Here is a 25,158-nt window from a genome sequence, read left to right on the forward strand (position 1 = left end):
GCCCGGCTGGGGCGTTTCCGCCGGGTCTAGGTCAGGTCGGCGGTTCCGGCCAGGACGGGCTGGTCGACCAGGCGCGACAGCACCAGGGTGCTCTTGGTGCGCACGACGAAGGACTCGGCGCCGATGCGCTCGATGACCTCTTCGAGGTGCTGGGTGTCGCGGGCGCGGATCTGCACGATGGCGTCGGCTTCACCGGTGACCGTGCACGCCGAGGTGACCTCTGCGTAGCCCGACAGGCCCTTGCGGATCTCCCCGGGGGAGGTGCGCGCACGGCAGTAGAGCTCGATGAAGGCCTCCGTCGTCCAGCCGATGGCCTGCGGTTCGACGACCACGGTGAAGCCGCGTACGGCGCCTGACTCGACGAGGCGGTCCACCCGGCGCTTGACGGCGGACGGGCTCAGGCCGACCTCGCCGCCGATCTCGGCGAAGCTCATCCGCGCGTCCGCGCCGAGTATCGCGATGATCCGCTCATCGACGCGATCCAGCCGCATTGTGCCCCTTTGTCTGTGTCTGATCCGACCAGGGCACATGTTACCGCCGGAGTGCTCACATGGGTCCCGTGTCGTTTGCTTGCGTCACTCTGGGTAGCGGTAAGAATGCATGAGGGTATGTAGTCGACATCGGGGGTCAACGAGTGCGAGCACGAACCGGCACACAGCGGGCGGCTGTCTCCGCCGGGATCCTCCTCGCCTCCCTCGTGGCTGCTCCACCCGTGTCCGCCGACACGGTTCAGTCCGCCGGGCCTGGTGGCCAGGCCGCCGACATCGACCAGGCCGACCGCATCGACCAGAAGGCCCTGGGCTGGCAGCCCTGTACGGACCTCGACCCGGTCGACGGCGAGGACCTCGAGTGCGCCACCGTCACCGTCCCCATGGCACGCACCGCCGACGGCGAGCGCACCACGGGCCCGGACGGAGACCCGGACGAAACGGTCGAGATCGCGCTCTCCCGCGTCCCCGCCACCGGGACCGCCGAGCACACTCTGCTGGTCAACCCCGGCGGTCCCGGCAGCGCCGGTCGCCTGTGGGCCGCGCACACCCACCACCGGATGCCCGAGGAGCTCCGCGAGACCTACGACGTGGTCGCCTTCGACCCCCGCGGCATGGGCGCCTCGGAACCGGCGATCAGCTGCGATCCCGACTTCTTCGCACCCGTCCGCAAGGACACCGTTCCAGCCGACGCGGCCGAGGAGGAGGCCCTGCACGCCGACGCCGAGGCCTACGCCGAAGCCTGCGCGGAGGACGCCGGTCCGCTGCTGGACCACATGCGCACCGAGGACTCCGCGCACGACATGGACGCCATCCGGGTCGCCCTCGACCTCGAACAGGTCGACTACCTGGGCTACTCCTACGGCAGCTACCTCGGGACCGTCTACGCCTCCCGCTACCCGGACAGCGTGCGGGCCATGGTCCTGGACAGCGTCGTCAACCCTGACAACCCCTGGTACGAGAGCAACCTCGTGCAGAGCCGCGCCCTGGACCGCGCCGCCGGCAACTTCTTCGACTGGGTCGCCCGCCACGACGACACCTACGGCCTGGGGGCCGACGGCGGAGCCGTCGCGGACGCCTACTACGGCTTGCGCGCCGAGGTCCGCGACCACCCCGTCGGGGACACGGTCGGCCCCACAGAGCTGGAAGGGGCCGTCATCGTCGTCGCCTACAGCGGCCAGGCCTGGCCCGCGGTGGCTGACGCCCTGTCCGCCCAGATCAACGACGACGACCCCGCCCCGCTCCTCGACCTGCACGAGGCCCACGGAGACCACGCCGAGGACGCCCCCGCCTACGGCGGCTATCTCGCGGTGCAGTGCACTGACACCGTCTGGCCCGACGACCGACAGTCGTGGCGCGCCAACGCCCAGGAGGTGCACGAGGATGCACCCTTCATGGGGTGGCACAACATCTGGTACAACGCGCCCTGCGCCTCCTGGCAGGGGAAGTCCGACACCTGGTTCCAGGTCGGTGACGGTCCAGGCGATCACCCCGCCTACGACGGCGACGTCCTCGTCGTGCACGCCACCGGTGACGGCGCCACCCCCGTGGAGGGCTCCTACGCCCTCCGCGACCGGTTGCCCGGAGCCTCTCTGGTGATCGAGGAGGGCGGCATCACGCACGGTGTCGCGCTCACCGGAAACACCTGCGTCGACGAGACCGTCGTCGACTACCTCCAGGACGGAACCCTCCCCGAGCGCGGGGCCGAGGGGCCGGACCTGACCTGCGATGCCCGGCCCGCCCCCGATCCGCGCACCGCACAGACCGCCCCTCACGCGCCGCTGGCAGGATTTGGTCCAATCGGCACCGAACACCCAGGTGAGTCCGGCCAGACGGTCGAATAGGCTGGAACCGGCGCGAATTCGTCGTGGGCCCGAGGGCCGATCCGGTATCCCGCCGGACACGGTGACCGGGTAGATGGGGGAGATGCGATGCTGCGGACCTCGCCGGTTCGGATTGTGGGAGAACGCGACCGGGAGGCCGTCCAAGTACTTCTGGACTCCGACCCCGTGGGCAACGTCTTCGTGGCCTCGCGTCTGATGAGCACCGGTATCTCCGGTGGCGGTGTAGGAGCCGAAGTCTGGGGCCATGTCGAGCGCGGCAGGTTGACCGCCCTGTGCTACTCGGGAGCCAACCTCGTTCCGGTCAACGCCGGTCCGGCTGCCGTGCGCAGCTTCGCCGACCACGCCCGCTGGCGCGGTCGCCGGTGCTCGTCGATCGTCGGCCCGGTGGAGGCGGTCAGCGACTTCTGGCAGCAGGTCACCCCGGCCTGGGGCGAGGCCCGCGTGATCCGGGAGAGCCAGCCGGTCCTGGAGATCGACGGACCGCCCTCCGTGCCCGCGGACCCGCACGTGCGCCGGGTGCGGCTCGCCGAGATCAACACCCTGGTACCCGCCTGCGTGGCCATGTTCACCGAGGAGGTCGGCGTCCCGCCGGACTCGGGCGACGGCGGCGCCCTGTACCGCGCCCGCGTCGAGGAACTGGTCCGCACCGGTCGGGCGTTCGCGCGGATCGAGGACGGCCGGGTGGTGTTCAAGGCGGAGATCGGCGCCGTGACCAAGCACGCCTGCCAGGTCCAAGGGGTGTGGGTCCACCCGGACCTGCGCGGCCAGGGCCACTCCAGCGCGGGCATGGCCGCCGTGGTCAACTACGCGCTGGCCGAGATCGCACCCAGGGTCACGTTGTACGTCAACGACTTCAACACACCGGCCCGCGCCACCTACCGAAGAGTCGGCTTCCGGCAGGTGGGCGAGGTCATGTCGGTGCTCTTCTGAGAGCACTTCCAGGCGCGCTCCGCACGGGTTGAAGGCCGGACGGGGAGACTGTCCCGGCCCCGGCGCTTTCCGCGTGCCGGTTGAAGCGCGGGGCGGCCTTGATGCGCCGGGGATAACGGTTACTGCGCTTTTCCCGTGTTCTTGCGCTGGTTGGCATTGAAGCGCGCTTTTTTCTGACGGTTCCCGCACGTGTTCATGTCACACCATTTGCGGGTGCGGCTCTGACTGGTGTCGAAGAACGCGGCCCGGCAGGTGGGCGATGCGCACAGGGCCAGTTTTCCGTCCCGTTCGCCCGCGATGATGCTGACCGCGTCGGCGGCGACGACGCTGAGGGCGTCTTCTACGCGGGGGGTCGGGCCGAGCCGCCATCGCTGTTTTCCCTCGGGCGTCAGAACGGCCGCGGACCGCCCCTGAACGCTGAACTCATTGATGGTCTGGACAGCGGACGCTGGGAGAGGGTCCTGGTTCGCGGCCGCTGTCGCGGCGGCGTGGATTGCTTCCCGCAGTTCCCGGGCGCGTTCCAGCTGTTCGGTGGTGCAGGAGTCTACGGCGAGCCCGTTCACCTCGAGCCAGTCGACGAGTCGCTGCGGCGTGGGAATGCGCTCCAGGGCGTCGCCGCGGCGCTCCGTCAGTGTCGCCGTGAAGCTGGTCGTCAGCTCGGTGCCGGGGCGGAAGTCAGGGAACTGTGCAGACATGGAACCACCTTAGCTGGTTGCAGATTGACGAGTCGGGGTGTTAGAACCGTCTCAGCTGGTTCGCGAAACACGCAACCGGTTCTGCGACGGCCAGGAGGTCTCATGCCCCGCCCAACCAGCGACGTACAAGCATTCGAAGCCCACGCAACCGACGCCGACCTCGACGATCTGCGCGCACGGCTGGTCGCGGCGCGGCTGCCGGAAGCCGAGACGGTCTATGGCGCCGCACCCGGCCCACGCCGATGGGAGCAGGGCGTTCCCCTCGCCGACCTCGTCGATGTCGTGGACTACTGGCGCACCGGGTACGACTGGCGGCCGTTCGAAGAGCGCCTCAACCGGATCGGCCAGTTCCGCACGACCATCGATGACCTGGGCATCCACTTCCTGCACCGCCGGTCCGCTCGCGCAGATGCCACGCCGCTGATCGTGACGCACGGCTGGCCGGGCAGTATCGCCGAGTTCGTCGACGTGGTGGACGAACTGGCAGAACCGAAAGACACGGACGCGCCGGCATTCCACGTCGTGGTTCCCTCGCTCCCGGGCTTCGGTTACAGCGACAAGCCGACCACCACCGGGTGGGGAACCGAAAAGATCGCGGCCGCATGGGTGGAGCTGATGGGAAGGCTCGGCTACAGGCAGTTCGCAGCCCACGGCGGCGACTGGGGAGGTGTCGTCACGACGATTCTCGGCGGCAGGTTCCCGGAGCACGTTCTCGGCATCCACACAACGGTCGCGCAGGCACCGCCCGGGTTGTCGACGGGCGGGCTGACGGAGGCCGAACGCAAGTGGACCGAGGGAACCCGCGATTTCTGGCTCCACCGCGCGGCGTACGCGAAGCAGCAGGCGACCCGTCCGCAGACCACCGGCTACGCGCTCGTCGATTCACCGGTCGGGCTTCTCGCCTGGATCCTCGACAAGTTCGCCGAGTGGACGGACACCGAGGACAGCCCGTGCGAGACGGTGTCCATGGACAGGGTTCTGGACAACGTCACCCTGTACTGGCTGACGCGGAGCGGCGCATCGGCGGCCCGCATCTACTACGAAAGCCACAACTCGCTCGACCCCGAACTCCGGGTCGACGTCCCGTCAGCGATCACCATGTATCCCCACGACATCGAGAAGAGCCCGCGCCCCTGGGCACAGGAGCGGTACCGACAGATCGTCCGATGGAGGTCGCCCGAAACCGGGGGGCACTTCCCGTCGCTGGAGATGCCCGAGTATTTCGTCGAGGACCTGCGGGAAGGCCTCGCGGCAGTGCTGGCCGCTCATCGGTGAACGCGACCGGGTGCCGGGGCGCGGAATGAGCCCGCGCCTTTCCCGGGGCGGTTCGACCGGACACCCGCACGACCCGCACGCCCAACCGGCCCCGGTCCACCGGTGCCGTACAAGCGCGAGGGAGAGGAGCGGACCCAGACGTCTGGAGGGCTGTTCCTGACGAGTCCGTGTCACATTCGCCGTGCACCCGGGGCGCTCCGGGGCCCTTCTCGGTAACGTGGACACAGTCATCCCACCTCTCCCCGTTCGCTCGTGCCCGAGAGGGGCCCCATGCTCCGCAACCCGACCGGGCGTGACCGCCTGGGTCTGGCCCTCCTGCTCGCCATGCTGACGGTGTTGGGCCCGCTCAACATCGATATGTACCTCCCGGCCTTTCCCGAGATCTCCGATGACCTCGGGGCCAACGCCTCGCAGGTGCAGCTCAGCCTCACCGCCTGCCTGGTCGGGCTCGCCGTCGGCCAGGTGGTGATCGGCCCGATCAGCGACTCCCGGGGCAGGCGCGGCCCGCTCCTGGTCTGCATCGCCCTGTTCGTACTGGCCTCGGCGCTGTGCGCCCTCGCACCCAACACGGCGATGCTGGTGCTGGGCCGGTTCCTCCAGGGGTTCACCGCGAGCGCGGGCGTGGTGCTCTCCCGAGCGGTGGTGCGCGACGTCTTCGACGGCGCCGCCCTCACCCGGTTCTTCGCCCTGATCATGGTCGTGGTCGCGGTGGCGCCCATGGTGGCCCCGATCATCGGCGGCGGGGTCCTGTGGCTGCCCTTCACCGACTGGCGGAGCATCTTCTGGACGCTGGCGCTGCTCGGTGCCCTCATCGCCGGCATCGTCGCGCTGCGGCTGCCGGAGACCCTGCCGATGGAACGGCGGATCCCCAGCACCCTCGGCAGCAGCCTGCACACGATGGGGGTGCTGCTGCGGGACCGCCGGTACCTGGGGTACACGCTCATCGTGGGGCTGCTGCACGGCGGGAGTTTCGCCTACGTCGCCGGGACCCCGTTCGTGTACCAGGACCTGTACGGGGTGTCCCCGCAGGTCTTCGGTTTCCTGTTCGGCGTCAACGGTCTCGCGATCATCCTGGGCAGTGCTGCGGTGGGGCGGCTCAGCGAGCGGTTCGGCGAGCGTCCCCTGCTCCGTGTCGCGGTGTTCACTGCGGTGGCGGCCACCTCGGTGGTGCTCGCCACGGCATTCCTGCAGGGTCCGCTGGTGCTGCTGGTCGTGCCGATCTTCGTGTACATGACCTGCATGGGGGCGATCCTGACCGGTTCCTTCGCGCTGGCGATGGAGGGCCAGGAGAACCGGGCGGGGAGCGCGAGCTCGCTGCTGGGCGCGCTGCCGATGTTCGTGGGCGCTCTGGTCGCGCCCTTGGTGGGTCTGGACGAGTCCACCGCTGTGCCGATGGGGCTGTTGCTGTTCGGTAGTTCGGCGCTCGGGCTGCTGGTCATGGTGACGATGACGCGCCCGCCCGCCAGGTCTGCCGTTCCTGAATCCGATCCCCGTCCCTGACCCGGCCCCGAGATCCGAGTTGTCCACAGCCCGGAAGGTGCCGCATGGCACCGGGGGTTCGCACGTGATCCCCTCGTATAGGGGGATCTCAAGGTCCGCCCGGCACAGTGCTGCCCAAAACCCGGAGGGCCCCGGCCTTGAGGGGATCAGCAGGTGAGGGCCCGCAGGAAGTGGTGCCAGGGGGAGGACTCGAGAACGAGGTGCCCGAGGTCCCTGTTCGGGATGTCGCGGCGGCAGCCGTCCGGGCCTGCGGACTTCTGCTCTAGCCACCAACTATCCGCTCTAGCCATCTAGCCACCGACCAAGACAGTGTTCGCGGGAATGAGTAAAGGGAGCCCTCGCTGGTGTGGGGGGCTCCCTTCCTTTGTGTCCTACGATCGCGTGGTGCGCAGCAATGCGACCCACTCCGGCCCGGGGAACGGCAGGTAGCCGCGCTCAGGATGCTTGGAGTCGCAGACCACAGCACCCCCGGGAACGTCGGCGAAGGCGACGCAGTTGCTTCGGTCGCTGTAGCTGGACGTGCGGAAGTTGAGGGTGTCGAGGTTGGGAATGCGGTTCACGGGAGCTCTCTCAGGGTGCTTTGGCTATCTCGCGCAGGTAGGCGACGCTCTCATCGACGTTGAGTGACCTGCTCACGAGGTGGTTGAAAAGGTTTCGGTAGCGAGTGATTTCGTCTGATTCCTCCAAGAAGAGGCCATCCTGGTCCATTTCGAGGTACACCACAGGGTCCGCGGCGGCGAAGTCCATCAGGACGAAGCTGCCCTTAGCGCCAGCGTGGATTCCCGCACTAAACGGGACAACCTGGACTGTGATGCCAACGCCGTTGTCCGCCACATCGGCTAGGTGGCCTACCTGTTCACGGCACACCTCAGGTGTAGCGCGCAACCGCTCAACAGCCCCTGCGTCGATCACAGCCCACAAGTCCGGCCCGTCCGCACTGGCGAGGATCTCCTGTCGACGGCGTCGCGCATCGACCACGCGCAGGATGTCGACCGGGTCTCGGACCAGATTCCCCGAGCGCGTCAGAAGTTCTACGTAGCCCGACGTCTGTAGGAGCCCCGGGATGATCATCGGTTCATAGGTGCTGATCGCGGTGGCGTCGGACTCCAGTACCGGGAACTCGTCTGGAAAGACGTCGCTGTACTTCGTCCACCATCCCTTCTTTCCTGCCTGGCGGGTGATCGCGAATAGGGCCTCTCGACGCTGGATGTCGGTCACCTTGTAGACGTCGAGCAAGGCCCGCACCTCGACCACGCTGGGGCGAAGCCGGACACCGGTCTCGATGTTCGAGACCTTGCCGACGCTCCATTCGGTAGCGGCTGCCGCATCGTCCAGAGTCATGCCCGCCGCGATCCGGTAGCGGCGAAGCTCTTCCGAGAGACGTCGCCTGCGGACGCTCGGGCGTGATGGGTCAGGCATGGGCTCTCTCCTGGGTGGTGTCTCTCAGGATGTTACGGCTGGTCGACGATTCGGGCATCCATATACAGACAGGATGAAATCCTCACACCATGTGGACTCTAAATTCTGAATATATTAAAACCATGAGTATTTCATGATTTTCTAAAGCTACTCATTCTCACGCCGGGCCTCCCATCCGGCATCCGAGCACCAGGAGCCGCGCTATGCCGCGATACCTGAACCTGTCCGAGCTGGCCTACGTGCGCCACCGAGCCGCTGAGCTGCTGAGCTGCCGTCGCCCCCGTAACGCGGGGCGCGTGCGCACCTACGCCGCTACTCCCCGAACCCAGGCCGAGGGTCGGCCGCCTAGTTCGCCCCGGCAGCCGCAGGTCCCCGGGCCCCGGCGCCCCCTGGACGCCGCACCCCTCGATGTCCTCCACACGGTCCTGGTGGGATTGCGCCAGCCGGGGGTGGCGCTCTGATGCTCGACACCTGCACCGCAGACCTGCTCACTGCCGCCGAAGACGCCCTCCGCGCCCCCGCGCACCTGGCCCCGCAACAGCTCTCCGAGTGGCACGCCCACACCCTGCGCAACCGGCTCCCGCTCATCCGGGACGCCCTGCGCATCGCCCGCGACGAGGGGGATAGCGAGCTGGCCACCCAGCTCATCGACCAGGCCGTCGCCGACCACCCCGCCTGCACCATCCCGCCGCCCCGCACAGCCAAGGCAACCGGGAATGGGAGTGACGGGGCGCGCCTGCGCCTTCCCATGCACAAGAGCGCAACCTCCGAGAGCGAGCTGCCCATCCCCGAGCACGTCCTGTGCTCGCTGCTCTACCGGCACTGGACCATGACCGTCGAGGGCCAACCGCCCAACGAGGTCTACGTGGGTCGGCGCCCCTTCGGCTGGTCGGGCCAGGGCGACCCCTTCGAGCGGATCACCGCACCCACCCGCACCCAGCTCCTGCGCCTGCTCGCCCACCGCCACCTGGGCATCAACCCCAAGAAGCCCGGCGGCCCGAAGCCACCCACCGCCTGAACCCGCCAACCCCGCACGCCCGCCGAGGCACCCAGCACTCTTCCCGGACCCGGCGGGCGCGCAGCCCCCAGACCTAGTACTCCAGCACCGCCCCACCCCGACGGCGCTGTGCAACGGAAGGCAAGGCATGGCCACCACCACAACCGACACCCGGCTGCGACCAGTGCTGAACGCGCCCCGGGGCCACCGCTTCTCCCGCCCCGGCTCCGCCCTCCGGACGGAACCCCGCCCTACGGACCCTCGTCCCGCGCAGGCCCGGCCCGAATCGCACGAGGCCCGCCGGGAACGGCTGCTGCGACAGATGCAGGACAACCCCCGGGTGGCCTACATGCTCGAACACGGCGCCGTCCCCCACTGGGTGACGGTCGCCCGCCAGCGGCGGGAACAAGCCGAGCGGGAAGCCGAACAGGCCCGGGAGGCCGCCGGACCCCCGCCCGGACCCCCGCCCGGACCCTCTCCGGAGTTCCCCTCCGCTTCCCGGGGCCGCCACCGGGCCCCGCGCCGGTGGTGGGCCTGGCCAGCCCTGGCCCTGAGCACGGCTCTGCTCTCGGGGAACCAGGCGATGGAAGCGATAGCAGAGGCCGCCCTACAAACCGGCGGACTCCCGCTCTAACCACCCACCCGGACGACACGAAAGAGGCGGGACGCGCGCGTCCCGCCCCTTCGGGTACCGGCCGTTCGTTTCGGCACCGGCCGGCGCCGACCGAAACCGGCTGACTAGTTCTCGGCGGTTTCACCCTCCGCAGCCATACCCAGGCGCTCGGGGGCGCCGGGGAAGGACAGCTCGAAGTCCGGGGTGTCGGCGATCAGCGCGCGCGTGTACTCGTGCTGGGGCGACGACATCACCTGACCGACGGGGCCGTACTCGACGATCTCGCCCTTGTTCAGGATCGCCACCCGCTCCGCGATGTTCGACACCAGCGCGATGTTGTGGGTGACGAACAGCAGGGCCATGCCCCGGTCCTGGAGCCCGCGCAGTAGCTTCACGATCTCCGCCTGCACCGACACGTCCAGCGCCGACGTGATCTCGTCGCACACCATCAGGTCGGGGCCGGTGGCCACCGCACGCGCGATGCACACGCGCTGGCGCTCGCCCCCGCTGAGCTGTTCGGGGAAGCGGTCGGCGTAGGAAGCGGGCAGGGCGGCCTGTTCCAGGGCCTCGGCCACCACCGCGTCCGGGTCCTTGGGCTTGCCCACGAGGTGCCGGTACGGGCCCAGGATCTGCTCCCGCACCCGCTTGCGCGGGTTCAGCGCCTCGTACGGGTTCTGGAACACGTACTGCACCCGTCGGCGCTGCTCCGCCGTACGCCGGTAGCTGCTGGTGGCGAGAGCGTCACCGTCGAAGCTGATCTCGCCGGTGAACTGGTGGTGCAGACCCGCCACCGCGCGCGACAGGGTCGTCTTGCCCGAACCCGACTCGCCCAGCAGGGCCACGCACTCGCCACGGGAGACCGAAATGTCGATCCCCTCCAGCACCTGAGTGCGCCCGTACCCGGCGGCCAGACCGGAGACGCGCAGCAGGGGCGCGTCCTCCTCCGGAGCGGGCTCCTCGTGCCCGGACGTCCGCAGCAGCGGAACGGCCATCAGCAGCTGGCGCGTGTACGAGTGCTGTGGGTTGGCCAGCACCTCGGAGGCGCGCCCGCGCTCGACGACATCGCCCCGGTACATCACCGCGATGTCGTCGGCCAGGTCGGCGACCACGGCCATGTCGTGGCTGATGTACACCCCGGCGGTCCCGTAGTCGCGGGTCATCCCCCGGATGGTTTCCAGCACGTGCGCCTGTGTGGTCACGTCCAAGCCGGTGGTCGGCTCGTCGAGCACGATCACGTGGGGCCGGCCCACGAACGCCATCGCGATCGCCACCCGCTGCTGCTGCCCGCCGGACAGCTGGTGCGGGTAGCGGCGCAGGAAGGCGTCGTCGTCGGGCAGCGCCACCTCGCGCAGCACCTCGCGCACCCGCGCGGTGACGTCCTCGTCCGACAGCTCCGGGTCGTGCAGGGCCTCGCTCAGCTGGGTGCGCAAGCGCAGCGCCGGGTTGAGCGCGGAGGCCGGGGACTGGGGGATGTAGGCCACCGCGCGGCCGCGCAGATCCCGGACTCCCTGCTCGGACAGCCCGGCCAGGTCCCGGCCGCCGACCCGGACCTCGCCGCCGGTGATCTCCGTGGCCCGCTTGCAGTGCGCCAGGAGCGACAGCCCCAGGGTGGTCTTCCCCGATCCGGACTCTCCCACGAGACCGAGGATCTCACCCCGCTTCACCGTGATCGACACGTCACTGATGATCTCGACGTCCGAGGGGCGCCCGATCACGGTGAGCCCGTCGACTTCGAGTACGGCCTCGCCGTGCTGGCCGTTCCCGTGTTCCGGGTTCTTCTGCTCCGGGTTCTCGTTCTCCGTCACTTCTCGACCCCCCGGTCGATACCGATCGCCGCACGGGAAAGCCCGTCGGTGATGAGGTTGGCGCCGACGGTCAGCACCGCGATCGCGGTCACGGGCAGTGCCACCGCCCAAGGCTGCACGGACATGCCCTGCCGGTTCTCGTTGATCATCAGGCCCCAGTCCGCCGTCGGCGGCTGCAGACCCATACCGAGGAAGCCCAGCACGGCCACCACACCGATGGAGTAGGTCAGGCGCAGACCCAGCTCCACCAGGAGCGGGCTGGTCACGTTCGGCAGGATCTCCACCGTCATGATCCGCCAGCGCGGCAGGCCGATCGCCTCGGCCGCCTTGACGTAGTCCTGCTCGATCACCTTGCGGGTGGCCTCGCGGATCACGCGCGCCACACGGGGCATGTGCGAGACCGCGATGACCGCGACGATCAGCCACGCACGCGGGCCGATGATCGACATCACCAGCAGTGCGGCGATGAGCTGGGGGAAGGCCAGCAGGACGTCGTTGGTCCGCATGAGGACGTCGTCCACCCAGCCGCGGCGGTAGCCGGCGATGATGCCGACGACCGTCCCGGCGCCCACACCGATCGCGGCGGCGGCACCGGCCAGCAGGAGCAGCGTCCAACCGCCCCACAGGAAACGGGTCAGTACGTCGCGGCCGCGGTTGTCACCGCCGAACATCGTCCCGTCGACGCCCGTCTCGAACGGCTTGGTGACGAACTCGGTCACGGTGTACGGAGCCACGAACGGGCCCAGCACGGCGATCAGGACGATGAGGCCGGTCAGGACCACACCGACCTTGGTGCGGCCGAACCGCCACGCGGTTCGGAAGAGCCCCGGGCGGCGGCGCGCCGAGGACGCGGAGGCCGCGGAGGCGGTGCTCGTCGAAGGTCCACTCATCGGTTCGCGACCCTCACCTTCGGGTTGGCCGCCAGCCCGATCACGTCAGCGATCAGGTTGACCAGGATGTAGATCCCCGCGATGAGCAGAACCACGGCCTGGATCAGCGGCACGTCGCGGTTCTCGATGGCGTCCATGAGGACCTTGCCGACACCGGGGAAGTTGAACAGGAACTCGATGGCGACCACACCGCCGGCCAGCCACGCGAGCTGGAGGGCGACGACCTGGGCCACCGGGCCGATCGCGTTGGGCGCGGCGTGGCGCCACAGCACGGTGCGCTCGTTCATGCCCTTGAGCCGCGCCTGCTGGACGTATTCGCTCTCCAAGACCTCGATCATCGTCGCCCGCATCATGCGGACGATTGGCGGGGCCACGGCGAGTGCCAGGGTCAGCACCGGCAGCACCCACTGATCGGGACCGCCCTCACGCGAGTACACGGACGGGAACAGGTCCAGTCCACCCGGGCCGAGCAGCAGGATCAGCAGGATGCCGACCACGAACTCGGGGATGGAGGCGATGACCAAGGTGCCCATGGAGGACGTGTGGTCGAAGGCGCGGTCCCGGCGCAGGGCGCTGAACGCGCCGACGAACAGGGCGATCGGCGTGGCGACCAGGGCGGCCAGGCCCATGAGGGTCAGCGAGCTCTGCACGGGGGCCGCCAGGAACTCGGCGACCGGCATCCGGTTGGAGAAGGACGTGCCGAGGTCGCCCTGGAGGAGCCCTTGGAGCCACTGCATGTACTGCACGGCCACGGGTTCGTGGAGGCTGAGCTGGTTGCGGAGTGCTTCCAGGCGCTCCGGGGTGGCGTCGCGGCCCAGGATGAGCTGGGCCGCGTCGCCTGGCAGTGCCTGCGTGGCCGCGAAGACCACGAGGGACACCGCCCAGAGCGTCAGTGCGCCGAAGAACAGGCGGACGACGATGAGTCGAGTCATGGTGAGCTTTCGTTAGCGGGCGTGTGGCTCGGAACGGTCGTCCGCTACTGCTCCAGCCACATGGTCTGGAAGGCGTAGGAACCGAGCGGGTGGCCCGAGACCGAGGGCTCCAGGCCGTGCACGCCGACCGCGTAGGCGTCGAGCAGGTTCACGAAGCCCCACACGATGTAGCCGCCCTCCTCGTACTCGACCTTCTGGGCCTCGCGGATGTGCTCGTTGCGGTCGTCCTCCTCGACGGCACGCCGCGCGTTGTTCAGGTGCTCGAGCCACTCCTCGTGCTCGCCCCACATGGTCTCGTTGTAGGGCGCGCCCACGATCGACCCCTGTGCGGTCTGGGTGATGTAGTTGCGGGCGCTCCAGAAGTCCTGGCCGAAGGCGTAGGGGAAGCCCTCCTCCGGGTTCCAGTAGTCGCTGGCGTTGACGCGGCGCAGGGTGACGGTGACCCCGGCCTCGCGGGCCTGCTCCTGGAAGACCTCGGCGGAGGCGATCACACCGGCGTTGAGGTCACCGGTGACGAGCTCGACCTCCAGGCCGTCCTCGTACCCGGCCTCGGCCAGCAGGCGCTTGGCCTCCTCCATGTCCTGGTCGCGCTGTTCGAAGTCCTCGGGGTAGGACGGGTCCATCCGCGCGTACATGTCGTTGCCGATCTGCCCGTACCCGGCCAGCGCCTGGTCGATCATCTCCTGGCGGTCGACGATCAGACGGAAGGCCTGGCGGACGCGCAGGTCGTCGAACGGCTCTTCCTCGATGTTCATGGTGAACGGCAGCCACATGCCGGTCTCGGACTCCAGGATGTTCACGTCCGGGTCGCCCTCGATGATGGCGACCTGGGAGTGCGGCACCTGGCTGATGACGTCGACGCTGCCGCTGTTGAGCGCGTTGACCCGGGCGTCGTCCTCGGGGAAGTTGATGATCTCGAGCTCGTCCACGTACGGCTGGCCCTCGACGTGGTAGCCCTCGTGGCGCTCGAAGAGGCTGTACTCGCCCACGACGAACTCGGAGTACTTGAAGGGGCCGCAGCCGATGGGGTTCTCGGGGTCGTAGTCGACCGGGACGATGCAGTTGTAGTACTCGGCGAGCGCCTCGTGCAGGGTCACCAGCGGTTCGTCCACATGGATGATCAGCGTGAGGTCGTCGACGATCTCGAGCTTCTCCGGGTCGACGCCTTCCAGGTCGCCCGCGCCGCGCTGGGGGTCGTCGGGGTCGAGGATGCGCTCGAGGGAGTAGACGACCGCTTCGGTGGTGACGGGGCTGTCGTCGTGGAAGGTCAGGCCCTCCTTGAGGACCAGCGTCCACTCGGTGCCGTCGTCGTTGGGCTCGAGCGACTCCGCGAGGTACGGCTCGATGCTGCCGTCGTTGGCGATCCGCATGAGGGAGGCGTAGAGGGCGTAGTTGCGCGCGATGTCGACGTTGTCGGTCGGGTCGTGCGCGTCCAGGGTGTCGCTGGCGCCGCCGCCGGCGACACCGGCCCTGAGACGGCCGCCCTGCTGCGGTTCCTCACCACCGGAGCCACCGTTCTCGGAGTCACCTCCGCAGGCTGCCAGGACCGGTGCGACGGCTGCGCCGGCCGCGGAGGCCTTCAGCAGGGAGCGTCGCGAGGTCAAGCTGGTCAGGGCGGTATTGGACTCTTCGGGCATGGACGGCACGGGACACCTCGTGTGGGAAGGGAACATGGGTAGGCCGACACTTTGGTGACAGACGGTGGCTGGGGGGTGCCCCCGGGGTGCTTGTCAGCATCGGCCCCCATTGATCCTCATTCGCACCACAGGAAGCGTCAAACGAGCCGTGAGCAGCCGAGGGGGTGTCCGTGACGTATCTCCCGACGTGTCGGCGGTGGTGTCTGTGGTGCCGCTGAGAACTCCTGTGCCCTGGGAGTTTCGAGCCATGGGGGTGGGTGTAGCGCGTGGGTGTGCACGTATAGCTCCTGACCTGTGTCAGTGCCGTGTGACACGTTTTCACCACGCACTGTTGTGTCCCCATTGTTGTCGCCGGGAAGTGAAACCGTGGCGTTTAGAAAAGAATCTTCCGTTTTGGGCTGATTTTCGATCACGCAGAGTGATGTCCGTCGGGTGGTCGAAGGGGGTGCCGGGGTGCGCTTCTTTGGCAACGGTTATCGTTATTGGTCAAGGTGCAGTCAGGGGAGGGGGCGCTGCCGGTCAGGTATTGCCAGCGTGTTACACCTCACATGGATGCGCCTGGGGTCAGGGCTGTTTCCTTTGTCCATATCGGGGAGGACACGTGACGGGGTTTTGTGACCAATCCCCAGCGGCACAAACCGAGGTGTGTTGTTCTGGATCCGGTGCACCCTTGTCTAAGGTGAGTGCAGGCCGCGCAACCCGCGCGCCCGTCGCGGGTGATTGGAGTGACCGGATGGCTGAGGCGAGGCAACTCCGGGACTACGTGCCCGCGGATGCCCCAGACGCCGCGACGTCGACCGCACAGACGATCGAGGTGGGCGACCTCACGGGTGGGGTCACCGACCACACCGTATGGAGCTGTGCGGGAAACCTGACCGCTGTGCGGTCCATCCGCGCCCGGGTGCGTGAGTTCCTCACCCGGACCGGACACGGCGAAGGGGCTCTGGACGACGCGGAGCTCGCCGTCAGCGAGTTGGCCACCAACGCCCTGCTGCACTCGCGCTCGGGGCAGAGCGGCGGTGTGATGACTCTGTTCATCCGCTCCGACTCGAGCCGCCTCCGCGTAGCCGTCGCCGACCAGGGGGCGCGCGACCCAGCCGATTCGGAGGGCCACAGCCGTGCGGACGGCGACGACTACGGGCGCGGCAAGCTGATCGTGGACAGTTGTGCCACGCGCAGCGGCGAGTACTGGAGCGAGGCCACCCACGTGGCCTGGTTCGAGATCGACGAAGAGGCCGCCGACACTCCCTAGGCCACGCCACCCGGGTGGGGGAGGCAGAGCCGCGTCGGCTCGGGATCGCACGCCACCGTCACCCGACGGCCCTCCGGAGCCGGGCACCCGGCCCCGGCCACCACACACGCCCCCGTCCACAGCGCGAGCGCCACCAGCACGAGCCGGTCGGCTTCGTCCCCCCGGTCGTCCACCGCGACCACGTCATCCGCCGTCAGCGCCAACTCCTCGCGCAGTACCGCGAACCTGGCCAGCAGCTCGTGGTGCGTGTGCAGCGTCGCGAGTATGCCGTTCCCGGTGGTCTCGTATCCCAGCAGGCCGTTGTCGAACAGCCCGCGTGCCGGGCTGTAGCCGTTGCCGTCGGGGCTGGGCAGGAGCAGCTCGGCGAACGGTGTGGCGCCCATAGCGGATCCGAACGTGATCACCTGCCGGACGCGGGACCGTTCGGCCAGCTCCAAGGCCCGACCGGCCAGCTCCTCGCTGACGATCAGCAGCCGGGCGTCGGTTTCGGCCAGCGCCGCGCACTGGGTGTCGAGGTCGGAGTCGGGGGCCAGAGCGAGGGCTCTACCGCCGACCGCCATGACCGTGTACGAGGCGAGGAAGCGTTCCGGGCCCACCGGGGCGAGCACGCCCACCACGTCGCCGAGGCACAGGCCCCGGCGGCTCAGCCCGGCGGCGGCCTCCTCCACCGTCGAGGCGAAGGCGAGTGCTCCGGTCCGACCGGATCTACCCCGGATGGTCCCGCCCCGGCCCGGCCGCAGGCGCAAGCGCTCACACAGTCCACCCGTGAGTGAGCCGATCGGGTCGTCCCGACGCGGCAGGTGGCGTCCCGGTCGCCCGGTTCCAGAAGACAGCCCTACCCCCATGCGTTCCCCCAGTCGGTGGTGGTTCTGGCGGGTGTGCCTTCCGGGCTTGTCACGCCCCCTCCACGTGGCGAGCCCGGAAGTGCCGTGCCGGTCGTTCGGAGCGAGGGCCCTCCCCAGGTTCCTCGCACCGGCACGGTTGCCCACCGGTCCCGGGGGCGCCCCCGGGACCGACGACGCGACGGAGACCCGGTGTTCGGCTCGGGCTCCGACGGCCGTATTCGGGACGCGCGAGGCGCTGTTCGCACAGTGCCAAGAGCGTGATGTCCCATGGCTTGTAGCCTAGCGCGTTCACAGCCATATGCACATGCATCTTGCCATGCATGTGCATATGTAGATTCTTGGGCATGGGGGTGCTACACAGCCCCGGGATGGTCGGGGTCGTCGAGGCGGTGCGTTCTGTCCGGACGGCCCGGATCGTCCGGTCGGTCCGGGGCGTGCCGAGCGGGGGTCAGTCCGTCCGGTGCCGTTCGATCCACGCGGTGATCTGCGTGCGCGAATGGAAGCCCATCTTGCGGTTGATGTTGGCGACGTGTCTGGCCGCCGTGGCCGAGGTGATGAACAGGGCCTTGGCGATCTCGGGGTTGCTCTTGCCCGTGCTCACCAGACGGGCGATCTCCAGCTCCCGCTTGGTGAGCAGCTCACGCGGGTCCGTCGACTCGGGGGCGGGCCTGACGGTCTTCCGCTGTCCACTGGTGCTACGGGAACGCCGGGAAGAGGCCGACTGGGGGCGCCGGCCCTCCTCGGCCAGCCGTTCGGCCTCTCGGACCGCCTCGGCCTGTCCCAGGACGTATCCCTGCTCCCACCACCTCACCATGTGCCGACGCCGCCGCCGGACCCGCTCCACGTCCACGAACGGCCAGGGGGCCCCGTGCGCCGCCAGTCCCACCCGGGCCCGCACCGCCGTCGCCGCACCGGCGAGGCGGCAGGCCGGCTCCCGCATCTCCGAACCGAACGCCACCCGGGCGATCGACACCAGCGCCCGGGCCGCCTCGGCACGCTGCCCGCTGCCGTGGCTGAGGAGCAACCCTTCGCTCAGGTAGTCGTACGCCTGGCTCGTCGAACCCAGCGCGTGCGCCACCCGGCCGATACCGGCCAGGCAGCGTGCCTCCTCCGCAACCGCGCCGATGAGCCGTTGGGTGTCCAGGGCCTCCCGGTAACAGCGGTCGGCCGTCATCAGGTCGTCGTTGGCCTCCGCGGCGCGGGCGTGCCCGATCAGGGTCACGCCGACACCCCAGCGGTGGTCGATGCCGCGCAGCAGTGCCAGGGCTGCGTTGTAGTGCTGGTCCGCGGCCGGGTACTCGCCCTGCTGGGACTCCAGGGCCGCCCGGGTCCCCAGAGCGATCGCCTCGCCCCACAGGTCACCGGTCTCGCGGCACAGGCGGAGGGCCTCCTCCACCCGGACCGAGGCCCGGTCCAGGTCGCGCTCGCGCACCGCCACCAGCGCCAGCAGGTTCAGGGCCGTGCGCACGAAGACGTCGTCACCGGCCTCGCGGCACAGCCGCAGTCCCTCCTCGCCCGTCTCCCGGGCCAGAGTGTGGTCCCTGCGGACACGTGCCAACTGGGCCCGGCCGACGTAGGCCCGGGCGCGTGACGGCGCCTTGGCGGTCTCCTCCAGCGCCAGCAGCCGGTCCATCCAGTGGGCGCCCTCGGAGTAGTTGTTGTGGCTCACCCAGTGCGCGACCAGGCTCACGCACAGGCGCAGGCCGGACTCGGCCGCCCCGCGCTGGTGCGACCAGTGCAGCAGCGACCTGAGCGTGTCGTATTCGGCGACCACCCGCCGACGGCCGGAGTCCCGCTCCGTCCAGGGCATCGACCGGCTCGACTCCAGCTTGTTCCCCAGGTCCTCCGCCAGGTTCAGCATGCGGGTCAGCAGGCGGTCCTGGAAGACCTCGCCCTCGTCAGCGGCGATCAGCCGATCCGACGCGAACCGGCGCACCGCCTCGGACAGCCGATAGCGCACCCGTCCCTCGAACTCGCCCGTCACCGTGATCAGAGCCCGGTCCAACAGGGAGGTAAGCAGGTCGAGGACGGCCGTCTCGGGCAGCGACTCATCGGAGCACACCTGCTCGGCCAGCTCCAAGTCCCAACCCCGGAAGACCGAGAGGCGGCGCAACAGCACCTGCTCGGGCTCGGGCAGGCTCCGGTAGACGAAGTCCAACACGAGCGGCAGGACCTGGCTGCGCGAGACCGCCTGCCCGGGGCCGGGCTGGAAGTCCGGCGAGGCCAGATGGGAACGGAGTCCTTCGACCAGCGTCCCGATACCGACTTCGGGTGCCCGCGCGCCCAGGACCTCGATCCCCAAGGGGGCGCCGCCGGCCAGATCGCACAGGGTCGCCACGACCTCCAACTCCTCCGGTGAAGGGTTGAACCGGGGGTCGCGTGTCCGGGCGCGGTCCGTGAACAGGCGCACCGACTCCGCGTCGGACGGGTCGGGCGGCGGAGCGTGGCGCGCCGCGGCGGGGAGGGCCATCGGGGGGACCCGCCACACCGTCCCGCCGGTGAGGCGCACCGGGACCTCGCTGGTGAGCAGGACCGACACCGCGGGGCACTCCGAGAGGAGCGCCTCACCGACCTCGTGCACCGTGTCGGCCACGTGCTCGCACGAGTCCAGCAACAGCAGCAGCCGCCGGTCGCGCAGGGCTTCGTTGACGGTGGTGGACAGGGGCTGCCCGGGTTCCTCGTACACGCCCACGGCATCGGCGATCTTGGCGTGGACCTCCAAAGCGGTCCGAACGTCGGTGAGATCGGCGAGCCAGACGCCGTCGGGGAAGGACACGGTGGACTGCTCGGCCACACGCAGCGCAAGCCGCGTCTTGCCGACCCCGTCGGGCCCGCTGAGGGTGACCGACCGGCTGGAGCCGAGCAGGCGGAGCAGATCGCTCAGATCTCGCTCCCGGCCCACGAAGCTGGTGCCCGGCCGGGGGAGATTGTGCCGCGCGGGCGCGGTCAAAGGTGCCATGGCCTTCACAAATAGGGGCTGTCGGGGGTGGTCTCACAGGGGCAGGGAGAGGTGTGGCGGGGGCGGACATCGTCGAGGTGGGCAGTGGTGCTTGGGCTTTCTGGTTTAGCGGGTGCACGCGCACTGTGCAAGTGCTCCGGCGCGAACGCCTCCCCTTCAGCTGGACTCCCGCTGTGAAGTCCAGCCGGTCAACTGCGTCCTGGAGGAAATCGAGAGTTTTCTGAAGATGTTCGCGATATGGCGGGCGGCGGTGGCCTGACTGATCGTCAGCCGTTCGGCGATCTTCCGATTGGACAGGCCCCTCCCGGCCAACACGGCGATCTCGCTCTCCCTGGGAGTGAGGGACTCCGGGCCGGTCAGGCGCGGACTCGGTGGTCGGGGAAAGGCCAGGGCACGGTCGCGCACCTGTTCCAGGGGCAGTGAGCGCCAGGCGTTCCACGCTTCGTTGGCACGACCTGATCCGACCCGGCGCTCCACCGTCGAGCGCAGTCGGACGGTCTTCGCCGACGGCCGGTCCAGGGCGGTCCGCAGATCGGCCGAGACCCCGGCCAGGGCCGCGGCGCGCGTCGGCTCCTCCTCCGCCAGGGCCAACTCGGCCAGAGCCTCCAAGGCGTGTGCCACAGCGAGCCGACGGCCAGAAGTGAAACTCACCCGCAGGCACAGGGCGAGCGGTTCGCGCGCGGCCAGGGTGTCCCGCGCGGACAGGTGCAGCCTGCCCAGGTCCGCGGCGCACTGCGCGGCCGCGGGGTCCGAGGGCAGCTCCTCGAAGACCTCCAAAGCCTCGGTGAGCAGTGCGCGGGCCCGGTCGTGGGCACCGGCCTCGGCGGAGATCGTCCCCAGCTCGTGCGTGCACCGGGCCTCACCCCACCGGTCGCCCAGGCCCCGAGCGGCCGTGGAGGCCTCCTCGAGGTGGTTGACCGCCTCCTCGGTGGCTCCCCGGTGACGTGCCAACTGGGAGAGCACCCGCCGGGCGGTTCCCTCGGTCATCGGGTCTCCGGCCCGTTGCGACCACTCCAGCGCCTGCGCTGCCTGCCGCTCGCCCTCGTCCGTGTCACCGGTGCGCAGGGAGAGTGTGGCCATGGTCACCAGGGCCGAGGCCACGGCCATGGGTTCGCGACAGGCCCGAGCCGCCTCCAGAGCGCACAAGGCCAGGGTGGACACCCGGGGCGCGGCGTCGACGTCCAAGCGCAGTTCCGCGTGCAGGGCCAGAGCCCGTGCCCGCAGCGGGGGCGCCTGCTCGTCGGGCACGCACGCCAGGACCAGTTCCAGGAGCCGACTGCCCTCCGAGGACAGGTCCCGGACCAGCCAGTAGCCGCGCAGGGCCACGCACACGCGCAGGGCCTCGTCCACCCGGCCCTTGGAGAGCGCCCACGCCACCACCCGGGCGTGGTTGTCCCTGTGGTGGTCGTACATGCGCAGCCGACCGAGGCGCTCCTCCCAGGACTGCGGGGCGCCGACACTCTTGGCCGCCTCTTCCAGGCGGGTGACGCAGAAGCGGAGATACCGCTCCCAGCGGTGGTCGCCGTCGGCGCCCAGGCGTTCGCCGGCGTAGGCGCGCACGGTCTCGGTGAGCCGGTAGTGGGCGGTGCCGTCGATCTCGGCGTCCATCACCACCAGTGACTTGTCCAGGAGCGAGAAGTGCAGCGGGAGGATGTCCGAGGCGTCCACCCCCTCGCCGGAGCACACGTCCTCGGCCGCTTCCAGGTGCCAGGTGGAGAACACCGACAACCGGTGAAGGAGCAGGCGCTCGGAGTCGGTGAGCATGCCGTGGCTCCACTCCAACACGGCGCGCAGTGTGCGCTGGCGCGCGGGCAGGTTGCCCGTGCCGTCGCTGGTGAGGAGTTGGAAGCGGTCGTCGAGGCGGCGCAGGATCTGCTGGACGGACAGCACCCGTACCCGGGCCGCGGCCAGTTCGATGGCGAGCGGCATGCCGTCGAGCATGCGGCAGATCTCCGCGACGTAACCCGAGTTCTCCCGGGTCATCTCGAACCCCGCGCGGGCGGCGTGCGCACGGGTCAGGAACAGGCGCACGGACTCGTAGCGCTGGGCGTCCCGCCGGGGGAGGGGTACCGGGACAGCGGCGTAGGGGTCGGTCGGGGTGGGGCGTGCGGGCAGGGAGAGCGGGGGGACCCGCCAGATGTTCTCCTCGGGCACGTGCAGGGGCTGGCGGCTGGTCACCAGGATCCGCACCCGCGGGCAGTCGCGCAGGACGGCCCGGCACAGCTCGGCCATCGGTCCGACGGCGTGCTCGCAGGTGTCCAGGACCAGCAGGAGGTGCTGGGTGCGCAGCGCCGTGATGACACCGTCCATCATGGACCTGGTGTCGTCCTGGACCGCGTGGAGGCCCGCGGCGACGGTGCGCAGCGCCTGGTCGTGGGTGGAGGCCTCGCTGAGGTCGATGAACCGCGCACCGTCCGGGAACCGGCGCAGTACGCGCTCGGCGAGGTGGAGCGCGAGTCTGGTCTTTCCGATCCCGCCGGTACCGGTCAGCGTGATCATCCTGGCCGTACCGAGCAGGCGGCCCAGGTCGACGATGTCGCGTTCACGTCCGACAAACCGGATGAATTCGCCGGCGGACAGGGGCAGGTTGTGGCGGGGAGGAGACATGGCCTCGATTACTAGGACACCGAATCGGCCCGCGTCGTACGCGCAGTACGTTGCGGAGTACAGCCGGTACCAGTCTGGCACCCGGTCCCCGTACATGTCTCGGGAATGGCCGGTTCCGGCACGAGCGGTCGGAAACCGCCCGTGCCGGAGCACAACCTGCTAGGGGAGTGGTCGGCGGGCTGCCGGAGGCTACCGCTCGGGGGTCCACACGGCCGGGTCAGCGGTGCCCTGCTCACCCTTGCCCATGTCCTTGACCTCGTGCTTCCCGCCCTGCTCGAAGGGCGGGAACCAGACGAAGGGGATGCCCTTCTTCGAGGCGTACTGGATCTGCTTGCCGACCTTGGCGGTCGAGTGGAACACCTCGGTGTTGAAGCCGCGCTCGCGGAGCAGCTCACCGGTGCGCAGCGCCTCGGGGCGCTGTTCGGCGCCCGGCACGACCACCATGACGTCGGTGGGGCAGACCCGTCCCTCCTGGACCTTCCCCTCGGCGACCAGCTTGGCGAAGATCCGGGTCAGGCCGATGGAGATGCCCACGCCCGGCAGCCGCCTGCGGATGAACTGGCCGGCCAGGTCCTCGTACCGACCGCCCGCGCAGATGCTGCCGTAGGCGGGGTCGTCGTCGAAGGAGGCCTCGTAGACGGTGCCGGTGTAGTAGTCCAGGCCGCGCGCGATGGACAGGTCGGCGACCACGCTGTCCTCGGGCAGGTCCGCGAGGTCGTTCATGACGAAGGCGAGCTCCTCCAGTCCTTCGTCGAGGAGCTCGGAGGTCACCCCGAGCGCGCGAACAGCCTCCACTACGGCGGGCCCGGAGCCCTTCACGCGGGCCAAGGCCAGGCAGGGGTCGATCTGTTCGGCGGTCAGCCCTTCGCCTTCGAGGATCTCGCGGACGCCGTCGTCCCCGATCTTGTGGAGCTTGTCCACGGCGCGGATGACCACGATCGGGTCCTTGACGCCCAGGCCCTCGTAGAAACCCTGGAGTACCTTGCGGTTGTTGACGTTGAGCGTCCACGCGGGGATGTCCAGCCCGCTGAGTACCCGGTGCACGATGCGCGGCAGCTCGGCATCGAAGTGCAGCGGCACGGAGTCCACGTTGATGACGTCGATGTCGCACTGGGTGAACTCGCGGAAGCGGCCCTCCTGGGGGCGCTCACCGCGCCAGACGCGCTGCATCTGGTACCGCTTGAACGGGAAGGTCAGCTCGTTGAAGTGCTGGGCGACGTACCGCGCGAAGGGCACGGTCAGGTCGAAGTGCAGACCGATCTTGGCATCGGAGTCATCGGCGTCGTCGGCCTGGAGGCGGTGCAGGGTGTAGACCTCCTGGGAGGTCTCGCCCTTGGCCATCAGTACGTCCAGGTTCTCCACTGAGGGGGTCTCCACGGAGGCGAAGCCGAAGGACTCGAATCCGGCCCGGATATGGTCCAGCCAGCGCTGCTCCACGGCCCTGACCTGTGGGGTCCATTCGGGGAAACCGCTGATGGGAGTGGGGCGGACGACGCGCTGATCGGACATGTGGGTTTCTCGGCTCCCTTGGGAGATACGTACGGAAGTGACAGCCCCTCGACCCGGCAACAGGCGCGCTGCGCCGTTCGGGGAGGGTTCCCGTCCATCCTACGCACCCCGCCGGAGTTCGTTCCCTGCTACGCCAGCCACAGACCCTTCCGCGTGAGCCACAGGAGTCCTCCCGCAAAGAGCAAGCCCAGGCGATACCGCGAAGACGCTGCCGTGCTAAGGCAAGTACCTTCCGCAATGCGCAACTCCCGGGGGATGCCCTGAAGGATCCGCTGAGCCATAGCGAGCATCATGTCGCAGAGCGCAACCACAGGGGGGTGCCCGTTCGAGCGCCGGAGAGTCTGGGTTGTAGCAAGCACGGTGCAAGACGAGGCAAGCCGCTAGCCCTGACAAAGACCGCGCCGTAGGCGTCCGGTGAGGGTTGGTGGCGGGCGACGGGCGGGCGGAGGCCCCGAACCAGCACCGCACGACAACCGCCACCGGCCCACGTGGACGGTTGTGGGCCGGTGGGGTTGTTGGCGCGCCCGACGGGGGAGTACGGCCGGTCCGACGTCGAAGAGCGAGACGTCGGTGGCGGTCGTGCGCCCCAAGGCGCCGCCTAGGCCCCGTGGTGGTCGCGTCCTCGTGCCAGGAGTCCGTAGCGACCGCACTTCGGTGGGTGCCTTGTTCTCCACCGTAGAGGGCGGGAGCCATGCCGGACAGGGATTGGCGCGGCCGAAAGCGGCCGAAAATGGCCGCTCACAATGTCGTAAAGTCGACCTGCCGGGGTACAGGAATGTGCTTGCCTGACTACGGTCCGTCGGGTAGGCGGACTCCCTGCCACGAGGTGGACATCCGACCTCGGGGCCCCTTCCCCTGTCCGACGACCGAAACCTGCACGCTCGTCGGGGTTGTGACCTCGTGCCCCACTGTGCCGAAACCCCGGATCCTAGCGCCCTTCCGGTGTTAGGTTCCTTGTGCG

General features: G+C 69.4%; 20 protein-coding genes. 8 read left to right on the forward strand and 12 right to left on the reverse strand.

The features are described from left to right. Positions 1-26: 26 nt before the first annotated feature. A complete protein-coding gene (locus tag ACYVDG_RS12235; RefSeq protein WP_460749910.1) occupies positions 27-491 on the reverse strand; it encodes an Lrp/AsnC family transcriptional regulator in 465 nt (154 codons plus the stop codon). 143 nt (positions 492-634) lie between these two features. On the opposite strand from ACYVDG_RS12235, the gene ACYVDG_RS12240 reads away from it, so the two are divergent. Together ACYVDG_RS12240 and ACYVDG_RS12245 are read left to right on the forward strand one after the other, a co-directional pair. Next, positions 635-2,332 carry an alpha/beta hydrolase gene (locus tag ACYVDG_RS12240; protein ID WP_460749913.1) on the forward strand — a complete coding sequence of 566 codons (1,698 nt, stop codon included), beginning with the start codon at positions 635-637 and terminating at the stop codon, positions 2,330-2,332. 87 nt (positions 2,333-2,419) lie between these two features. Next, a complete protein-coding gene (locus tag ACYVDG_RS12245) occupies positions 2,420-3,262 on the forward strand; it encodes a GNAT family N-acetyltransferase (RefSeq protein ID WP_460749916.1) in 843 nt (280 codons plus the stop codon). Positions 3,263-3,381: 119 nt separating this feature from the next. Here ACYVDG_RS12245 and ACYVDG_RS12250 read toward each other — a convergent pair whose 3' ends face one another. Further along, positions 3,382-3,957: a CGNR zinc finger domain-containing protein gene (locus ACYVDG_RS12250; RefSeq protein ID WP_460749919.1), complete on the reverse strand. Its 576-nt coding sequence runs from the start codon at positions 3,955-3,957 to the stop codon at positions 3,382-3,384. 102 nt (positions 3,958-4,059) lie between these two features. Here ACYVDG_RS12250 and ACYVDG_RS12255 point away from each other — a divergent pair, with 102 nt between their 5' ends. After that, positions 4,060-5,232 carry an epoxide hydrolase family protein gene (locus ACYVDG_RS12255; RefSeq protein WP_460749928.1) on the forward strand — a complete coding sequence of 391 codons (1,173 nt, stop codon included), beginning with the start codon at positions 4,060-4,062 and terminating at the stop codon, positions 5,230-5,232. Positions 5,233-5,502: 270 nt separating this feature from the next. Beyond that, on the forward strand, positions 5,503-6,732 hold the full coding sequence (locus ACYVDG_RS12260) for a multidrug effflux MFS transporter (protein WP_460749931.1): 1,230 nt from the start codon (positions 5,503-5,505) through the stop codon (positions 6,730-6,732). 371 nt (positions 6,733-7,103) lie between these two features. On the opposite strand, the gene ACYVDG_RS12265 is transcribed toward ACYVDG_RS12260, so the two are convergent. Further along, a complete protein-coding gene (locus ACYVDG_RS12265) occupies positions 7,104-7,292 on the reverse strand; it encodes a DUF397 domain-containing protein (RefSeq protein WP_460749934.1) in 189 nt (62 codons plus the stop codon). A 10-nt stretch (positions 7,293-7,302) separates the two neighbouring features. After that, positions 7,303-8,151 (reverse strand): helix-turn-helix domain-containing protein, encoded by an 849-nt coding sequence (locus ACYVDG_RS12270; protein ID WP_460749937.1) that lies wholly within the window; start codon positions 8,149-8,151, stop codon positions 7,303-7,305. 203 nt (positions 8,152-8,354) lie between these two features. Here ACYVDG_RS12270 and ACYVDG_RS12275 point away from each other — a divergent pair, with 203 nt between their 5' ends. The 3 genes from ACYVDG_RS12275 (at position 8,355) to ACYVDG_RS12285 (ending at position 9,782) form a co-directional block, all read left to right on the forward strand. Continuing rightward, the gene (locus ACYVDG_RS12275; RefSeq protein WP_460749942.1) at positions 8,355-8,612 is read left to right on the forward strand and encodes a hypothetical protein; all 258 of its coding nucleotides are present in this window, start codon (positions 8,355-8,357) and stop codon (positions 8,610-8,612) included. Continuing rightward, the gene (locus ACYVDG_RS12280) at positions 8,612-9,169 is read left to right on the forward strand and encodes a hypothetical protein (protein ID WP_460749945.1); all 558 of its coding nucleotides are present in this window, start codon (positions 8,612-8,614) and stop codon (positions 9,167-9,169) included. Before ACYVDG_RS12275 ends, ACYVDG_RS12280 begins: the two co-directional genes overlap by 1 nt. Positions 9,170-9,296: 127 nt before the next feature. Next, positions 9,297-9,782 (forward strand): hypothetical protein, encoded by a 486-nt coding sequence (locus ACYVDG_RS12285; RefSeq protein ID WP_460749950.1) that lies wholly within the window; start codon positions 9,297-9,299, stop codon positions 9,780-9,782. 104 nt (positions 9,783-9,886) lie between these two features. On the opposite strand, the gene ACYVDG_RS12290 is transcribed toward ACYVDG_RS12285, so the two are convergent. The 4 genes from ACYVDG_RS12290 to ACYVDG_RS12305 are packed head-to-tail and all read right to left on the reverse strand — an operon-like array spanning position 9,887 to position 15,034. Further along, positions 9,887-11,566, reverse strand: coding sequence for an ABC transporter ATP-binding protein (locus tag ACYVDG_RS12290; protein WP_460749955.1), 1,680 nt, complete (start codon positions 11,564-11,566; stop codon positions 9,887-9,889). After that, entirely contained in the window at positions 11,563-12,456 is an 894-nt protein-coding gene (locus ACYVDG_RS12295) for an ABC transporter permease (protein WP_460749960.1), read from the reverse strand. The genes ACYVDG_RS12290 and ACYVDG_RS12295 overlap by 4 nt, the downstream gene beginning before the upstream one ends. Continuing rightward, positions 12,453-13,388, reverse strand: coding sequence for an ABC transporter permease (locus ACYVDG_RS12300; RefSeq protein WP_460749963.1), 936 nt, complete (start codon positions 13,386-13,388; stop codon positions 12,453-12,455). Before ACYVDG_RS12300 ends, ACYVDG_RS12295 begins: the two co-directional genes overlap by 4 nt. A gap of 44 nt (positions 13,389-13,432) precedes the next feature. Beyond that, positions 13,433-15,034 (reverse strand): ABC transporter substrate-binding protein, encoded by a 1,602-nt coding sequence (locus ACYVDG_RS12305; RefSeq protein WP_460749967.1) that lies wholly within the window; start codon positions 15,032-15,034, stop codon positions 13,433-13,435. Positions 15,035-15,758: 724 nt separating this feature from the next. On the opposite strand from ACYVDG_RS12305, the gene ACYVDG_RS12310 reads away from it, so the two are divergent. Further along, a complete protein-coding gene (locus ACYVDG_RS12310) occupies positions 15,759-16,277 on the forward strand; it encodes an ATP-binding protein (RefSeq protein ID WP_460749971.1) in 519 nt (172 codons plus the stop codon). On the opposite strand, the gene ACYVDG_RS12315 is transcribed toward ACYVDG_RS12310, so the two are convergent. The 4 genes from ACYVDG_RS12315 to hisS all read right to left on the reverse strand — a co-directional run bounded on the left by ACYVDG_RS12315 (position 16,274) and on the right by hisS (position 24,197). After that, a complete protein-coding gene (locus tag ACYVDG_RS12315) occupies positions 16,274-17,122 on the reverse strand; it encodes an AMP-binding protein (protein WP_460749975.1) in 849 nt (282 codons plus the stop codon). The two genes, ACYVDG_RS12310 and ACYVDG_RS12315, sit on opposite strands and share 4 nt — an antisense overlap. Before the next feature lie 448 nt (positions 17,123-17,570). Further along, entirely contained in the window at positions 17,571-20,072 is a 2,502-nt protein-coding gene (locus ACYVDG_RS12320) for a LuxR C-terminal-related transcriptional regulator (protein ID WP_460750254.1), read from the reverse strand. 165 nt (positions 20,073-20,237) lie between these two features. Next, entirely contained in the window at positions 20,238-22,688 is a 2,451-nt protein-coding gene (locus tag ACYVDG_RS12325; RefSeq protein ID WP_460750257.1) for a helix-turn-helix transcriptional regulator, read from the reverse strand. 189 nt (positions 22,689-22,877) lie between these two features. Beyond that, entirely contained in the window at positions 22,878-24,197 is a 1,320-nt protein-coding gene (gene hisS / locus ACYVDG_RS12330; RefSeq protein ID WP_460749980.1) for a histidine--tRNA ligase, read from the reverse strand. Between the last annotated feature and the right edge of the window lie 961 nt (positions 24,198-25,158).

It is taken from the genome of Nocardiopsis oceani (genome assembly GCF_054777395.1).